This window comes from Anaerostipes sp. MSJ-23, assembly GCF_018918155.1.
Classification (GTDB): domain Bacteria; phylum Bacillota; class Clostridia; order Lachnospirales; family Lachnospiraceae; genus Anaerostipes.
The window spans coordinates 42389-57705 of sequence record NZ_JAHLPY010000009.1 but is presented as its reverse complement, the minus strand read 5'-3'; the positions used below and the strand labels follow the sequence as shown (position 1 = coordinate 57705).

Here is a 15317-nt window from a genome sequence, read left to right as displayed (position 1 = left end):
AAATGGAGAATGTAATGAAAAAAATACAAAGTATGATAATTCTATTTTTGATTGTTTGTGTAAGTATGCCGGTTCATATATTTGCACAAGAAATATCACAAGAGAAAACAGGAAATTTGCAAATTTCTTACATATGTTCGGATACAACATTTCGTGTTTATAGAGTTGCAGATATTTCAGGTAACGGAAGTTATATTACAACAGATGAGTTTTCCAAGTATCAAGTAGAATTGAATGGGAAAGATAAAGATGCTATGAGAGACGCTGCAGAAACTTTGGCTGCTTATGTTTGCAGAGATCAACTTGCTTCCTATTGTCACGGAACAACCGATAAACAGGGAAATTTAACATTTTCTGACTTGAAACGGGGTTTGTATTTAGTGATCGGAGAAGAACATAAGAAAAAAGGTAATATTTATACAGCAATGCCATTTTTTGCAGAGATTCCGGCAAGAGATGAAAATGGTCAAATTACATATACAATCAAAGCAGTTCCAAAATATGAAAAAAAACCAGAGATAGAAAAGAAAAGCGATTATCAAGTGACAAAGATATGGAAAGATGAAGGCCATGGAAAAAATCGTCCCAAAACAATTGTTGTACAGCTTTTAAAAGATGGGGAAATCTATGATGAAGTTACATTAAATGAAAAAAATAATTGGCAGCATACATGGAAAGATCTTTCCGAAAAGAATGAATGGGAAGTGACAGAAGAAGTCAGAGGAGCTTATACGGTCAGTGTTGCAAAAGAAGGGACGTCTTTTATCATAACTAATACTTATAAAAACCAACACATAAATAAGCCGACAACGTCTACGAATACAATAACAACGACATCAAGGGGAATAAAAACAACAACAGCCCGTACAACGGCAGAGTATAAACGTCAGAATACGACGAGAAAAAAATTGCCGCAGACAGGACAGTTATGGTGGCCGGTACCGGTTCTTACAGTCAGCGGAATTTTATGTATTTTGATTGGAATGGTAAGACGGAGAGATAGCGAAGATGAAAAGTAAAAAGGGAACCATATGGATGGTAATCGGAATGTTGTTGATATCAGCGGCACTTGTATTGACCATTTATAATCGATGGGAAGATTCTCGAGCAAAAAAGTTTTCCAGTGAAGTACTAAATCAGTTAGAATCAGAGATTCCAAAAGCACAAATAAGTCCATTATATAAACTTTATCCAGATATGAAAATGCCAGTAAAAACAATCAATGGAAGAGACTATATTGGAGTGCTTTATGTACCGGATTTAAAGTTAAAACTTCCAGTATTAAGCAAGTGGAGTTATGCTGGATTAAAGATTGCACCATGCCGTTATCGTGGAAGCGTATATAAGAAGAATATTATTATTGCAGGTCATAATTTTCGTGCACATTTTAGTCGTTTGAAGACATTGAATATCGGAAATAAGATTAAGTTTACGGATATGGATGGTAATATTTTTTGGTATCGAATTATAGACATGGAAGTGATTCCAGGAACAGATGTAAAAGCCATGAAGAAAAAAGGTGAGTGGGATATGACATTATTTACCTGTACCTATGGAGGAAAAAATCGTATGGCTATTCGTTGCAAATGGATACAACAATAAAAATATTGTTAGTTTTGGAATGAGTCACGATTCAGTCACGCTATTGGTGCTATAGTATGATCATAAAAAAAGTTTTAGTAAGAACTTTTTTATATTACCCCTTACAACGAACAAACAGCAGATGCCCATCATCTGCTGTTTTGTATTTCTACACATTTATTGTGTCATTTTTTTATGTTCTTCTTTTAAATTTTGATAGAGCTGGTAGGAATTCCAATCTTGATTATGTGGTGTTAAGATTGCTTTTAATGGAATTCCCTTAATTCTTTTTTTATGGAATCCACGAATCACCTGATCAATGTCATAGCTGGTAAAGCCTGCCATAACCATCATCTCTTCATCAAATTGACAATCGGATGGGGATTGGCTGGATGGTTGATATTCTTTTTGTCCAGCAAGGTATCCAATAGGGTGTGCAAAATCTTTGGAAGATATCATTTTGACAGGGACTTTTAATGGCATCAAAACTTTACGGATATTTAGTGCACGTTTTTTATCTTTGATATTATATAATAAGACTTGTTTTTTCATTGAACGTTCCTTTCTGTTTTAAAGCATAACAACAGTAACACCAAGATCACCTTCACCGTATTCCCCATCACGATATCCAGAAATTCGTTTTTGTTTTTTCAGCTGTTTAAAGTATGTGTGTAGTCCCTTTCTTAAAGCACCGGTTCCTTTTCCATGGACAACGGTGATTTGATTTAAATTGGCGAGACAGGCATCGTCAATATATTTATCAAGTTGTGCGATTGCTTCATCAACGGTCATACCCATTACATTAATTTCTGGCTTGATAGAAGAAGATTTATTGATTGCAGTGCGTCCGCGATTACGGCTTTCGTTGCGTTGATTTTCCTTTTTAACTTCCTTAACAGTCTTTGTGATTTCAAGATCTTTAATATTTACAAGGGAACGCATCATACCCATTTGTACATACAGATCTCCTTTGGCATTTGGCAGTGTCTGAACTGTTCCAGCAAGAGAAAGGCTTGAAACATAAACTTGATCACCAATCTGGAAATCAGAAGCATCGTGCCGCTTGTTGACCTTCTTTTTGGATTTATAGGCCATCTGATTTTCTAATTTATTCATGCGTCCGCGCAGATCACTTCGCATATGCTCCATTTTCTTATTTGCATTCTGATTATTTTTCTGTTTCTTTAGTTTATTATATTCACGGATCGTAGAATCAGCGATTTCTTTTGCCTCAGAAATAATATTATGAGCTTCTTCACGCGCATCGCGAAGCATTTTTTCGCGTTTCTCCGTAAGATTGTCTTGTTTATTTTTAAGACTTTTACGCAGAGATTCGATTTCTTTACGGTATTCAAAGATCTCCTCTTGCTCCTGTTCAATTGTCTGTTTGCTTTGTTCCAAATCAGCTAGAATGCTCTCAAAATCTTTGACGGATTCATCAATCTGTTCTGATGCGTTTTCAATGATATGGTTATCGAGTCCAAGCTTTTTGGAAATGGCAAACGCATTACTCTTTCCTGGAATACCAATCATTAGACGGTAGGTTGGTGAAAGTGTTTCTACATCAAATTCACAAGAAGCATTTTCAATATCATCGGTGGAGAGTGCAAACATTTTAAGTTCACTGTAATGTGTGGTTGCCATTGTCTTAACTCCACGGTCATGAAGATCATTTAGGATAGAAATCGCCAGAGCAGCACCTTCAATTGGATCGGTTCCTCCGCAAAGCTCATCTAGAAGCACCAAAGAGTCTTTGTGTGCTTGCTGGATAATAGAAACGATATTTGTCATATGAGAGGAGAAGGTACTTAAGTTTTGTTCAATACTCTGTTCATCTCCAATGTCAGCGAAAACTTCACGGAAAATACCTAAAGAAGATCCCTGAAATGCCGGAATATGGAGACCGGATTGTCCCATCAAAGTTAAAAGACCAACCGTTTTTAAAGATACTGTTTTACCACCAGTGTTTGGACCAGTGACGATCAGCATAGAGAAATCTTTCCCAAGAGATACATTAATTGGTACAACTTTTTTCTGGTCAAGCAAAGGATGTCTTCCTTGTTTGATATTGATCACTCCGTCTTCACGGAAAATTGGTTTGGAAGCATCTAGATCTTTGGCATATTTCGCTTTTGCAAAAATGAAATCAAGACAGATCAGAACTTCCTGATTATGAGCTAAATCATCAACACCAAAAGCAGCCTGTTCACTTAAAACGGAAAGAATGCGTTCAATCTCAGATTGTTCTTTTCCTTCCAATTCTTTTAATTCATTGTTTAAGGTAACAACAGCCATTGGTTCAATAAATAATGTATTGCCGGAAGCGGACTGATCGTGGATCATTCCCTGGAAAGAACTTCTATATTCTTGTTTTACCGGAATACAGTAGCGGCCGTTTCGCATTGTAACGATAGCATCCTGAAGTTTCTCTTGGTTGGAAGAAGAACTGATCATTGCCGTCAGTTGAGTGTGAATTTTTTGATTGGTCTGTCTGATGGAACGGCGGATACTTTTTAATGTTGGAGAAGCGTCGTCATTAAATTCTTCTTCTGAAACAATACAGCGGCGGATTTCATGCAGAAGATCTGGGAGAGGAATCAAACTTTCAAACATTTCATCTAGAGAGTCGATGCCAAGTTCCAGTTCTTCTTCTGGGCGAACTCCATAATCAACGGCATTTTTTACGGTTTCCAAAAGAGCAGCAATTCTCAAAAGTTCTCCTGCTCCAAGTGTTCCTTTCATACGAAGTCTCATCAGAGATGGTTTCAAATCGGAGACACCTAAAAAAGACACATTTCCTCGTTTGTAAATGCGAGTTAATGCATCTTGTGTTTGGTCTTGTGCATTTAAAATAGAAGATTCATCTTCCATAGGTGTTAATGCAGCACATCGTTCTTTTCCAAGTTCTGTTGTGGCATAGCCGGTTAAAATATTTATAATTTTATCAAATTCAAGAGTTTGTAATACTTTATGATTCATATTTCTATTTCCTTTTCTAAAATGACAATGAAAAATTTCTTCATTATTATAGATACTATGAGTGTAACATAGATCAGTTATGGTGTAAACGGATGGAAATAGGCGAAAAATGTAAAAATATAGTTGGACTTTACAGGAACTTAACAAAAGACGATGGGGAACTTAACAAAGAAATAGTAGAATAAAAATTGGAGTCTCAAATATATTTGGAGGATAAAGAATGAAAATAGAACAAAAAGTTTTTATGAATAGGGAACTTTCATGGCTGAAATTTAATGAAAGAGTACTGGAAGAAGCAGAAAATCGAGAAGTTCCTTTATGTGAAAGATTGACATTTGCATCGATCTATCAGAGCAATTTGGATGAATTTTTCATGGTCCGTGTCGGGTCTTTGATTGATCAGATGTTGATTGATAAAAATATGAAAGAAAATAAAACAAAAATGACACCAAAGGAGCAGCTTGAGGCAATTATGCCTCAGGTGCAAAAACTTAATCGCAGAAAAGATGCTGTTTATGAAGAAATTATGGAACAGATCGAAGATTATGGTATCAAATTGGTAAAATTCCAGAAGATTTCCAAGAAAGAAAGCGAATATTTAAGAGCTTATTTTCAAACAGAAATCGCACCATTAATCTCCCCAACGATTATTGGAAAACGACAGCCATTTCCTTTTTTGAAAAATAAGGAATTGTATGTTGTGGCAGTATTAGAAACAAAAAATGGAAAAGAAAAACTTGCGATTATCCCATGTGGGAATGAAGTATTCCAAAGATTAATCAAAATTCCGGAAAAAGATGCTTATATATTATCAGAGGAAATGATCCTTCATTATGTACCAAGAATCTTTAAGGGATATCATGTAAAGGCAAAATCTTTAATTCGTGTGACAAGAAATGCAGATATCGATGCAGATGCCATGTATGATGAGGATCTTGATTATCGTGATTTTATGGTGCAAGTTATCAAAAAGAGAAAGAAGCTTGCGCCAGTACGTCTCGAACTTTCGAAAGAAATGGATGGAGAGATTATAGATACCTTATGTGGATACTTAGAACTTGATCCGGAATATGTATTCCAGAGTCAGACGCCACTTGATCTTTCGTTTGTCTTTTCTATTCAGGATATTTTAAGAAAAGAATCAGAACTGTTTTTTGAAAGAAGGGTTCCTCAAAAATCGCCGCAGTTTAACGATGAAGAATCTATTATAGATCAGATTGCAAAGAAAGATAAACTGTTATCTTATCCATATGAAAGTATGAAACCGTTTTTAAATCTGTTACAAGAAGCAGCAAATGATAAAGATGTCATTTCTATTAAAATGACATTGTATCGTGTTGCCAAACAGAGCAAAATCGTCGAATCTTTGATTGAGGCAGCAGAAAACGGAAAAGATGTTACAATTCTTGTAGAACTGAAGGCTCGTTTTGATGAAGAAAATAACATTGAATGGTCCAGATTGTTAGAAGATGCAGGCTGTCGTGTTATCTATGGATTGGATGGATATAAAGTTCATTCGAAGTTATGCTTGATTACGAGAAAAATCAAAGGACATGTCGGATATATTACGCAGATTGGAACTGGAAATTATAATGAAAAAACAAGCCGGCTTTACACAGATCTATCATTGATGACGGCCAATGTAGATATTGCAATGGAAGCCGCGGATGTTTTCCAATCTCTGTCTATGGGAGAAACCGTAGAAAATGTTAATCATCTGCTTGTTGCACCACATTGTTTGCAAAATCGTATTCTTCATATGATTGATGAAGAAATTGCACATGCAAAATCAGGAGAAGATGCCTATATTGGGTTGAAGATGAATTCTTTAACAGATAAAAAGATTATGGAAAAATTGATAGAAGCTTCTTGTGCAGGTGTAAAAATTGATATGATTATTCGAGGAATCTGTTGTTTGATCCCAGGAGTCAAAGGAAAAACAGAGAATATTCATGTAAGAAGTATTGTCGGAAGATTTTTAGAGCACTCTCGTATTTATATTTTCGGAAGTCGGGGCAGAGAAAGAGTTTATATTGCGTCTGCAGATTTTATGACGAGAAATACCTTACGAAGAGTGGAAGTAGCAGCGCCTGTCTATGATCCAGAAATCAAAATGCAGTTAATTGAAATGTTCATTACGATGTTAAGTGATAATCAGAAGGCTAGAGAAGAAGACAATAAGGGTAATTATAAAATCCCAAAAAATCAGGAAACTCCATTGAATTCTCAGGAATTCTTCTATGAACAGGCATATAAAAACGCATAAAAAGTGAAAAAACAACTATTTGGCAGTGTATTTTTGCATTAATTTATACAATACTGAAATACTTATATCATTGTTTCATAGTTGTTTTTTAATTTCATATAGATTTTACAAATAAACTATGGCATAATAAAATGGTATGTGTAAACAAGCACTATCAGGAATTTTTTTAGTTTAGAGAGGCAATATTATGAGATATATTAGTGACCTGCAGGAAGGGGATCGAGTTTCCGAGATTTATTTGTGCAAGACAAAATCTCCAGGAACTTCAAAATATGGAAAATCTTATTATTCTTTAACTTTGCAGGATAAGACAGGTGTCATCGATGGAAAGGTCTGGGAGCTAACCAATGCGATTGGACATTTTGAAGCAATGGATTATATTCTTGTAAGAGGTCAGGTTACCAGTTACCAGGGATCTAATCAGTTAAATATTCAACAAATTAGAAAAGCTCAGGAAGGTGAATATCAGATGGCTGATTATATGCCAAGCACGAAGAAAGACATTGATGGAATGTTTGAGGAATTGCTTGCAATGATTCAGAAGACAAAGGAACCGCATCTGAAAAAGCTGGCAGAAATGATCTTTGTGGAAGATAAGGATTTTGCAAGAGAATTTAAAGTGCATTCAGCAGCCAAAAGTGTACATCATGGTTATATTGGTGGTTTGCTGGAACATAGTTTATCAGTAGCAAAATTATGTGAAAGTTATGCTGCTTTGTATCCACAGATAAATCGTGATTTGATTGTTATGTGTGCATTGTGGCATGATATGGGAAAAGTGGAAGAACTCTCAAATTTCCCTGAAAATGATTATACAGATGAAGGACAGCTGGTTGGACATATTGTGATGGGAGCTATCAAATTAGATCGTTTGATTCGCCAGATTCCAGGTTTTCCTCCGAAACTTGCAAATGAAGTGAAGCATTGTATGCTGGCACATCATGGCGAGCTGGAATTTGGATCTCCAAAGAAACCAGCACTTCTGGAAGCCATTGCATTGAGTCAGGCAGATAACCTGGATGCTAGGATGGAAACATTTGCAGAAATTATTGAAAAACAGAAAGAAGATCAGGAATGGTCAGGATTCCAGCGTCTTCTAGATACAAGAATCCGAAAAACATCAATTTAGAGGTAAGTATGGAATTTAAAAAAAATCAAATGGTAGAACTGTATATTGATGATATTGGAAATGAAGGAGAGGGCATCGGCCATATTGATGGCTATGCCCTTTTTTTAAAGGATGCAGTGATCGGAGATAAAGTTCGTGCCAGAATTATAAAAACAAAGAAAAATTATGGATTTGCCAGGGTAGAGGAGGTTCTTGAGCCATCGAAAGACCGCGTAGAACCAAAATGTCCGAAGGCAAGAGCTTGTGGAGGATGTACTCTTCAGCATTTATCTTATAAAAAACAGTTGGAATATAAATTTCAAAAGGTAAAGAATTGTCTGGAACGTATTGGTGGACTTCAGGGAATTGAAGAAAAAATGGAACCAATTTATGGAATGGATGAGCCATTTTATTATAGAAATAAAGCACAGTTTCCAGTAGGAACAGATAAAGAAGGAAATCTGGTTACAGGTTTTTATGCAGGAAGAACACATCATATTATTGATTGTACTCATTGCGTCATTCAGCATCCAGTGAATGAAAGTATTTTGTTAAAGGTATTAGATTATATGAAGAAAAATAAGATTTCTGCATATGATGAGAAAACAAACCATGGGTTGGTTAGACATATTATGACAAGAGTTGGATTTGTGACCGAAGAGATCATGGTTTGTCTTGTAATCAATGGAAAGAAAAAAGATCTTAGAAATCTTTATCAGTTGGTTGATTCTTTAAAAGAAATTGATGGAATGACAAGCATTTGTGTTAATATAAATAAAGAAAAAACAAATAAGATTCTTGGGAATAAAATAGAGACAGTTTATGGACCAGCTTATATTTATGACTACATTGGAGATGTAAAATACCAGATTGGACCATTATCCTTTTTCCAAGTAAATCCAAAACAGACAAAAGTTCTTTATGAAAAGGCAATGGAGTATGCGAATCTTCACGGACAAGAGACGGTATGGGATCTTTATTGTGGAATTGGAACAATTTCTCTGTTCCTTGCACAAAAAGCAAAAGAAGTCTATGGTGTAGAAATTGTAAAAGAAGCGATTGATGATGCAAAATTTAATGCTCAGATGAATGGATTTGATAATGCCAAGTTTTTTGTAGGAAAAGCAGAAGAAGTACTTCCAAGAGAATATGAAAAGAATGGTGTTTATGCAGATGTCATTGTTGTTGATCCTCCAAGAAAGGGATGCGATGCAAAGCTTCTTGATACGATGGTGAAGATGGCACCGAAGAGAATTGTTTATGTCAGCTGTGATCCGGCAACACTGGCCAGAGATCTGAAAATCCTTGGAGAAAATGGATATCAGGTAGAAAAAGTCAGCGTTGTCGATCAGTTTAGTCATAGCTCTCATGTAGAAAGCGTCTGTTTATTATCAAAAATTTATTAAAATTTTAAGGTGTATCAAGGCATACACATTCCGGCACTGTAATCTCGCTAACGAGATTTCCAACAGTGCCGTCTTTTTTTATTTCAAAACTACAAACAGAATCAGATAAGCGATTGGCACATAAAAGATAATCTTCTATTAAAATAAAATCACGAGGGTGCTTTCCACCGCAATCTATTGTCTGAATCAATTGTGGCTGTTCATCTTCGATGTTGATAACCGACAGGATATCCATTGTTCTTGTGGATATATAAAGCCTTGTTTCTTCTTTGTTCATACGAATGGCAGCGGTATCGTTTTTATGAGTTTGTCCATCTGGCAGAATGGAAATAGAAGAGACGATTTCCCAATCTGTAGTAGAAATAACAAATAATTCATTGCTAAGTTCTGATACAAGATATAAATAATTCTGATCCTTTGTAAAAATGCCGTGGCGTGGTCCAGTTCCTTTTTTAAAGTCAATGCTTCCGGCCGGATGGAGATCACGGTCAAAGAAAAGCACTTGATCTAAAAAGAGACATGGAATTAAAATTAGATCTTTCCAGAACAAAACTTGATGGCAACCAGCATGTTCTTTTATATGGACTGTTTGAAGATATGTTAGGTGGTTGTCTTTTATTTCCAAAACAGAAAAAGTTCCTTCATGGTAATTGGCAGTGTAAAGTCGATTTCCTTTTTGAGTGATATAGCATGAAGTGCAATGTTCGAACACAAATTTATCTAGAACATTTCTCTGATGGTCCATAAGAATTACACCGGATCCTTCATCAAAATCAACCGTAGAAACAATATTATTTTGATTAACACATAAATATTTTGGGTTTTTTATGGAATAAAAAAGTTGTGGATTGGAAAGCTTTCCGTTTTGAAAGTCAAAGGTATAAATTCCCTGACTTGTTTTCGATGTATAAGTTCCAGCATAGATCGTATGTTTCATAATGCTGTCCTCCCTTTTAAATTTTTACATTTATTATATTATAAAAAGAAAAATAGAAAGATGCAAAAAAAAGGACTAGACTTACTATGAAAATAAATAGTAACTCATAAATTCACACATATCTTGTAAGTGAAGAGCCGATTTCTTATGATGTAGATGTAAACGAAAAAGAAGTGGAGGTCAAGTAATGAACGAACAAGTAAGAACTTTATTAAAAGAATAGATGTGGTATCTGGCAACCTATGTGGAGGAACCAAATGCTGTTCCAGTTGCATTTAAAGATGTAACAGATGATGGAAAATTGTTGGTAGGAGATGTTTTCCTTGAGACAACATTAAATAACTTAAAGGAAAATGGAAAGATTGCCGTTTCTGCCAGCAATGGAGAGACATTGGAAGGTTATCAGATTAAAGAAAGTGCAGAATATATTACAGAAGGTCCAATTGTTGATACATTTAAAAAACTAGTATCTGATATGTTCCATGGAGGTGCAACAGCAAAAGGCGCTTTGATTATTACACCTGAAAAAGTGATTGTGACAACACCGGGTGCAGATAATAAAAAAGAATTACCTTTATAAAAAATAGTAACTTATAAATTCTATAGTAACTTGTTTTTCCTCTGTTTGATTCTTATAATGAAAGAAAAAAAATTCTATGAGCAAGGAGCATTTATATGTATCATCCAAAACTGGAAAAAGATATTCGATGTCCTCTGGAATATGGACTGGATGTATTTGGAGGAAAATGGAAATCAAGAATTATCTGTGTATTAGCGGATAAACAGACGCTGCGATATAGTCAGCTGAGAACGCAAATGACTAATATTACAGATGCAGTTCTTTCATCCACATTAAAGGAGTTAATGAAAGATGATATGATTGCAAGGAAGCAATATGATCAAATTCCACCAAGAGTTGAATATAGTCTGACAGAAAAGGAAAAGTCGGTTGTTCCAATTTTACAGCATATTTGTCAGTGGTCTGGTGCTTATCATAAAGAAGACAATAAAAATACAATGGCGCAATGCCAAAAATGCGACTATCATGGCAACCCGTTATAGGAAAGAACAGAAAAAATGATCATTTATACAGAAGAAAAAATATTTACAAAAGAGCAGGTCAGGGAATTGTTTTTATCTGTTGATTGGATTTCAGGAGAATATCCTGAGCGTCTTTATAAGGCATTGATGAATTCATCTACCGTTTATTCTGCGTGGGATGGTAAAAAACTAGTCGGACTTGTACGCACACTAGATGACAGTGAGTTAGTTGCATTTCTTCATTATGCGCTTGTTCATCCAGATTATCAGGGACAGGGAATCGCAGGCATTTTGATTGAAAAAATGAAGGAAAAATATAAAGACTATCTGTACATTGAACTTATGCCAGAAGAAAGCAAAAACGCTGCTTTTTATGAAAATCATGGTTTTCAGATCATGGAAGATGGAGTTGCTATGCAGTTATGTAATTTTTCCAATAAACATTAACCCATAAAACACAAGGGCCACCGCTTCATGCGATGGCCCATTTTTTGTTATATTAATGTAAAAGTCAATGGTTAAATGACTGTTTTTTTAATTTCCAAGAATCTTTTTAATATCTTCTTTTGCCGTTGTAATTTTTGAAAGCTTATATTCTTTGGATAATATATTCCACACATTTGGTGAGATAAAAGCAGGGAGTGTTGGTCCCAGAAGAATGTTTTTTACACCGAGATGAAGAAGAGTCAATAAAATACAAACGGCTTTTTGTTCATACCAGGATAAAACAAGTGTTAATGGAAGTTCATTCACATCACAGGTAAAAGCATCCGCTAAAGCCAGAGCAACGCGTATAGCACTGTAAGCATCGTTGCATTGTCCCATGTCAAGAATTCTTGGGATACCTTCGATATTTCCAAGATCTAAATCGTTTAGTCGGTATTTTCCACAGGCAAGGGTTAAAATAATTGTGTCCATAGGCAGTTGTTTAGCAAACTCTGTGTAGTAGCTTCGTCCAGGAGCTGCACCATCACAACCTCCAATCAAAAAGAAATGTCTGATTTTTCCTTTTTTTACGAGATCAATGATTTTTGCAGCCTGTGAAAGGACACTTTCATGAGCAAAACCGGTTGTTACGATAGAACCGCCATTAATACCAGTCATTGGATGATCTTCTGGGTATCCACCGCATTCTAGAGCCTTTTCAATGACTGGAGTGAAGTCTTTATCTTCTCCGATATGTGTCAGTTCTGGATAAGATACAATAGAAGTCGTAAAGACACGATCACAGTAACTTTGGCGAACAGGCATTAGGCAGTTTGTTGTGAAAAGGATTGGGGCAGGAATATTATGAAATTCTGATTGTTGGCTTTGCCATGCAGTACCAAAATTTCCCTTTAGATGTGGGTATTTCTTCAATTCTGGATATCCATGTGCAGGAAGCATTTCGCAATGTGTATAAATATTAATTCCTTTATCCTTTGTTTGTTCCAGAAGAAGTTTTAGATCATGAAGGTCATGGCCGCTGACGACAATAAAAGGACCTTTTTCAATGGTAAGTGGAACAGTTGTCGGAATAGGAGTTCCATAAGAACCAGAGTTTGCATGATCAAGTAGTTCCATACATTGAAAGTTGATTTCACCAGTTTTTAAAACCATTGGAAGCAGAGTATCGATGGAACCTTCTTCGCTGATTGCAGTGAGACCTTCATAAAAGAATGATAAGACTTTTTCATTCCTGTATCCAAGGGCATAAGCATGATAGGCATAGGCGGCCATGCCGCGAAGACCAAAAAGGATCAGTGATTTGAGGGAACGAATATCTTCGTCAGCTTCCCATATTTTCGCCATGTCATAATCCTTTGTTTCAGGTGCAATGGATTCTTTTTCATTTTGGACTTCTTTTATCAGTTTTATGATCGTATCATTATAAAAATTCACATTTGTAATTGTTGTAAATAATCCTTTGAGCATCAGTTTATTTGATGCTTCGGTTGCTTTGGCGGATTTTACAGCTCGAGAGAGCCCAATAAGAGCACCAGTTAGTTCATCTTGAAAATTTGCGGTATCTGATTTTTTCCCACAAACACCAGCCTTCCCTTCACAGCCAGTATTATGAGCTGTCTGCTGACATTGAAAACAAAACATGTCTTTCATGAGCATTCCTTTCTGAATTTAAAATGATAGTTTCTTGTTATAGTTTGTACAGAAAGAAAGGCTTTATACAAAAATTTGGTATTCATGCTCTTGATTTCTTTTATGATTGAGGGACTCAAAATATAATAGTTTAAGCATTTTATTATCATATCTCTTGGATCTATAAAAAAATTAAAAAAATTAGCACTCACCTCTTGACAGTGCTAATAATAGGTGTTATATTACATATAGAACAAAGGAGAAGGGTTCCAGAGGGAACCAAAGAACCGATGTTTTAAAGCTTTATCAAAATAACATTCCCGGACTTACCGGGATGTTCACATAAATAAAAAATCATAAAGGAGAGATGAGTTATGATGATGCCTAGTATTTTTGGAGAAAATTTATTGAATGACTGGATGGATTTTTCCTTCCCTGATATTGATAAGAAACTGTATGGAAAACGTGCAGCACATATAATGAAAACGGATGTAAAAGAGAAAGATAATGGATATGAAGTTGCAATTGATCTTCCTGGATTTAAGAAAGATGAAGTAAAAGCAGAACTGAAAGATGGTTATCTGACAATTAGTGCTGCAAAAGGACTAGATAAAGACGAAAAAGATAAAGATGGAAAATATATTTGCCGCGAACGTTATAGCGGAGATATGAGCCGAAGCTTTTATGTAGGAAAGAATGTGACAGAAGAAGATATTCATGCGAAATTTGAAAATGGAATCTTAATGCTTGACATTCCAAAGAAAGAAGCGAAAAAAGAAGAAAAGAAATATGTAACGATTGAAGGATAAAAATTAAAAGATACTCCCCGGAAATTTTTCCGGGGATGTCTTTCATTGTGTGAAAACATGAGGAGGTGAGAATATTGGCAGCGAAAAGGGATTATTATGAGGTACTTGGTGTTTCAAGAAATGCAACAGAATCACAGATTAAAAAAGCATATCGGAAACTTGCCAAAAAATACCACCCGGATACAAATCCCGGTGATGCTCATGCAGAGCAGATGTTTAAGGAAGTAACAGAAGCCTATGAGGTCTTAAGTGATCCAGAGAAAAAGAAAATGTATGATCAGTTTGGCCATGCTGCTTTTGATGGCAGTGCATCTGGTTTCCAGAACGGTGCAGGTCCAAATGCAGGTTATCATGAATTCCATTTTGAAAACGATGGTTCTATGGATGATATTTTTGGAGATATTTTCGGTGACATGTTTCACGGAGGAAATAAGGGAGGTTCTGCTCATTATGAATTCCACGGATCAAATGGAGGCAGTGGATTTCATGGGTTCCACCAAAGTCATGGATTTGGAAATGGCGGATTCCACCAGAGTCATTTTGCACAAAAAGGTTCCGATGTTACAGGAGAAGTTTCTGTTACCTTTGACGAGGCAGTTTCTGGATGTGAAAAAATTGTACATCTTCAGGAATCTGATGGAAAAGTGCAATCTTTGCAGGTTAAGATTCCAGCAGGAATGGAAGATGGAAAGAGTTTGAGACTGCGTGGAAAGGGAATGCCTGGATTTGGGGGCGGTGAAAATGGTGATCTGCTCTTAAAGGTTCATGTAGGAACAAAGCCTGGATTTGAACGAAAAGGCATGGATGTTTATACAACGGTTCAAATTCCATTTACAACAGCTGTTTTTGGAGGAGAAGCACTTGTAAAGACACTTTATGGAAATGTTATGTGTAAGATTCAGCCAGGTACCCAATCAGGAACTAAAATCCGACTGCGTGGAAAAGGTATTCCGTCGATGAAAAATACTTCTGTAAAGGGAAATCAGTATGTATCGGTACAAATTGAGGTTCCGAGAAATCTGACACCGGAAGCACAGAGAAAGTTAAAAGAATTTGAAGCTTTAACAAAACGACATGGCAATGGTCATGCCGCATGAACAGAATAAAATCGTTT

At 35.8% G+C, this 15317-nt stretch carries 14 protein-coding genes; 10 read left to right on the top strand and 4 right to left on the bottom strand.

Features of this window, described 5'->3' with window-relative positions:
• The first annotated feature begins 14 nt into the window (after nt 1-14).
• Entirely contained in the window at nt 15-1019 is a 1005-nt protein-coding gene (locus tag KQI71_RS07470) for a Cna B-type domain-containing protein (RefSeq protein ID WP_216435293.1), read from the top strand.
• Nucleotides 1009-1602 (top strand): sortase, encoded by a 594-nt coding sequence (locus tag KQI71_RS07465; RefSeq protein ID WP_216435292.1) that lies wholly within the window; start codon nt 1009-1011, stop codon nt 1600-1602. The genes KQI71_RS07470 and KQI71_RS07465 overlap by 11 nt, the downstream gene beginning before the upstream one ends.
• A 156-nt stretch (nt 1603-1758) precedes the next feature.
• On the opposite strand, the gene KQI71_RS07460 is transcribed toward KQI71_RS07465, so the two are convergent.
• The gene (locus tag KQI71_RS07460) at nt 1759-2133 is read right to left on the bottom strand and encodes a DUF3783 domain-containing protein (protein ID WP_216435291.1); all 375 of its coding nucleotides are present in this window, start codon (nt 2131-2133) and stop codon (nt 1759-1761) included.
• A gap of 18 nt (nt 2134-2151) precedes the next feature.
• Entirely contained in the window at nt 2152-4560 is a 2409-nt protein-coding gene (locus KQI71_RS07455) for an endonuclease MutS2 (RefSeq protein ID WP_216435290.1), read from the bottom strand.
• A 220-nt stretch (nt 4561-4780) separates the two neighbouring features.
• On the opposite strand from KQI71_RS07455, the gene ppk1 reads away from it, so the two are divergent.
• From ppk1 to rlmD, 3 genes are all read left to right on the top strand, one after another.
• Nucleotides 4781-6826, top strand: coding sequence for a polyphosphate kinase 1 (ppk1, locus tag KQI71_RS07450; protein WP_216435289.1), 2046 nt, complete (start codon nt 4781-4783; stop codon nt 6824-6826).
• Nucleotides 6827-7013: 187 nt separating this feature from the next.
• A complete protein-coding gene (locus KQI71_RS07445; RefSeq protein ID WP_216435288.1) occupies nt 7014-7955 on the top strand; it encodes a 3'-5' exoribonuclease YhaM family protein in 942 nt (313 codons plus the stop codon).
• 8 nt (nt 7956-7963) lie between these two features.
• Entirely contained in the window at nt 7964-9340 is a 1377-nt protein-coding gene (gene rlmD, locus KQI71_RS07440; RefSeq protein WP_216435287.1) for a 23S rRNA (uracil(1939)-C(5))-methyltransferase RlmD, read from the top strand.
• 4 nt (nt 9341-9344) lie between these two features.
• Here the strand turns inward: rlmD and KQI71_RS07435 are convergent, their stop codons facing one another.
• Nucleotides 9345-10277: a lactonase family protein gene (locus KQI71_RS07435; protein ID WP_216435286.1), complete on the bottom strand. Its 933-nt coding sequence runs from the start codon at nt 10275-10277 to the stop codon at nt 9345-9347.
• A 223-nt stretch (nt 10278-10500) separates the two neighbouring features.
• Between KQI71_RS07435 and KQI71_RS07430 the strand changes: the two genes are divergently transcribed.
• The 3 genes from KQI71_RS07430 (at nt 10501) to KQI71_RS07420 (ending at nt 11765) form a co-directional block, all read left to right on the top strand.
• Nucleotides 10501-10857, top strand: a complete 357-nt coding sequence (locus KQI71_RS07430) for a pyridoxamine 5'-phosphate oxidase family protein (protein ID WP_253287991.1) — start codon at nt 10501-10503, stop codon at nt 10855-10857.
• Nucleotides 10858-10952: 95 nt separating this feature from the next.
• Nucleotides 10953-11339, top strand: coding sequence for a winged helix-turn-helix transcriptional regulator (locus tag KQI71_RS07425; RefSeq protein ID WP_216435285.1), 387 nt, complete (start codon nt 10953-10955; stop codon nt 11337-11339).
• 15 nt (nt 11340-11354) lie between these two features.
• Nucleotides 11355-11765: a GNAT family N-acetyltransferase gene (locus KQI71_RS07420; protein WP_216435284.1), complete on the top strand. Its 411-nt coding sequence runs from the start codon at nt 11355-11357 to the stop codon at nt 11763-11765.
• Nucleotides 11766-11852: 87 nt separating this feature from the next.
• Here the strand turns inward: KQI71_RS07420 and hcp are convergent, their stop codons facing one another.
• Nucleotides 11853-13406, bottom strand: coding sequence for a hydroxylamine reductase (gene hcp / locus KQI71_RS07415; RefSeq protein ID WP_334300761.1), 1554 nt, complete (start codon nt 13404-13406; stop codon nt 11853-11855).
• 362 nt (nt 13407-13768) lie between these two features.
• On the opposite strand from hcp, the gene KQI71_RS07410 reads away from it, so the two are divergent.
• Entirely contained in the window at nt 13769-14203 is a 435-nt protein-coding gene (locus KQI71_RS07410; protein WP_216435282.1) for an Hsp20/alpha crystallin family protein, read from the top strand.
• A gap of 74 nt (nt 14204-14277) precedes the next feature.
• The gene (locus KQI71_RS07405; protein ID WP_216435281.1) at nt 14278-15300 is read left to right on the top strand and encodes a DnaJ C-terminal domain-containing protein; all 1023 of its coding nucleotides are present in this window, start codon (nt 14278-14280) and stop codon (nt 15298-15300) included.
• The last annotated feature ends 17 nt before the right edge of the window (nt 15301-15317 follow it).

Coding starts and splice junctions, on each gene's coding strand:
- KQI71_RS07470 (WP_216435293.1), top strand. CDS start 15: ATGAAAAAAATACAAAGTATGATAATTCTATTTTTGATTGTTTGTGTA.
- KQI71_RS07465 (WP_216435292.1), top strand. CDS start 1,009: ATGAAAAGTAAAAAGGGAACCATATGGATGGTAATCGGAATGTTGTTG.
- KQI71_RS07460 (WP_216435291.1), bottom strand. CDS start 2,133: ATGAAAAAACAAGTCTTATTATATAATATCAAAGATAAAAAACGTGCA.
- KQI71_RS07455 (WP_216435290.1), bottom strand. CDS start 4,560: ATGAATCATAAAGTATTACAAACTCTTGAATTTGATAAAATTATAAAT.
- ppk1 (WP_216435289.1), top strand. CDS start 4,781: ATGAAAATAGAACAAAAAGTTTTTATGAATAGGGAACTTTCATGGCTG.
- KQI71_RS07445 (WP_216435288.1), top strand. CDS start 7,014: ATGAGATATATTAGTGACCTGCAGGAAGGGGATCGAGTTTCCGAGATT.
- rlmD (WP_216435287.1), top strand. CDS start 7,964: ATGGAATTTAAAAAAAATCAAATGGTAGAACTGTATATTGATGATATT.
- KQI71_RS07435 (WP_216435286.1), bottom strand. CDS start 10,277: ATGAAACATACGATCTATGCTGGAACTTATACATCGAAAACAAGTCAG.
- KQI71_RS07430 (WP_253287991.1), top strand. CDS start 10,501: ATGTGGTATCTGGCAACCTATGTGGAGGAACCAAATGCTGTTCCAGTT.
- KQI71_RS07425 (WP_216435285.1), top strand. CDS start 10,953: ATGTATCATCCAAAACTGGAAAAAGATATTCGATGTCCTCTGGAATAT.
- KQI71_RS07420 (WP_216435284.1), top strand. CDS start 11,355: ATGATCATTTATACAGAAGAAAAAATATTTACAAAAGAGCAGGTCAGG.
- hcp (WP_334300761.1), bottom strand. CDS start 13,406: ATGTTTTGTTTTCAATGTCAGCAGACAGCTCATAATACTGGCTGTGAA.
- KQI71_RS07410 (WP_216435282.1), top strand. CDS start 13,769: ATGATGATGCCTAGTATTTTTGGAGAAAATTTATTGAATGACTGGATG.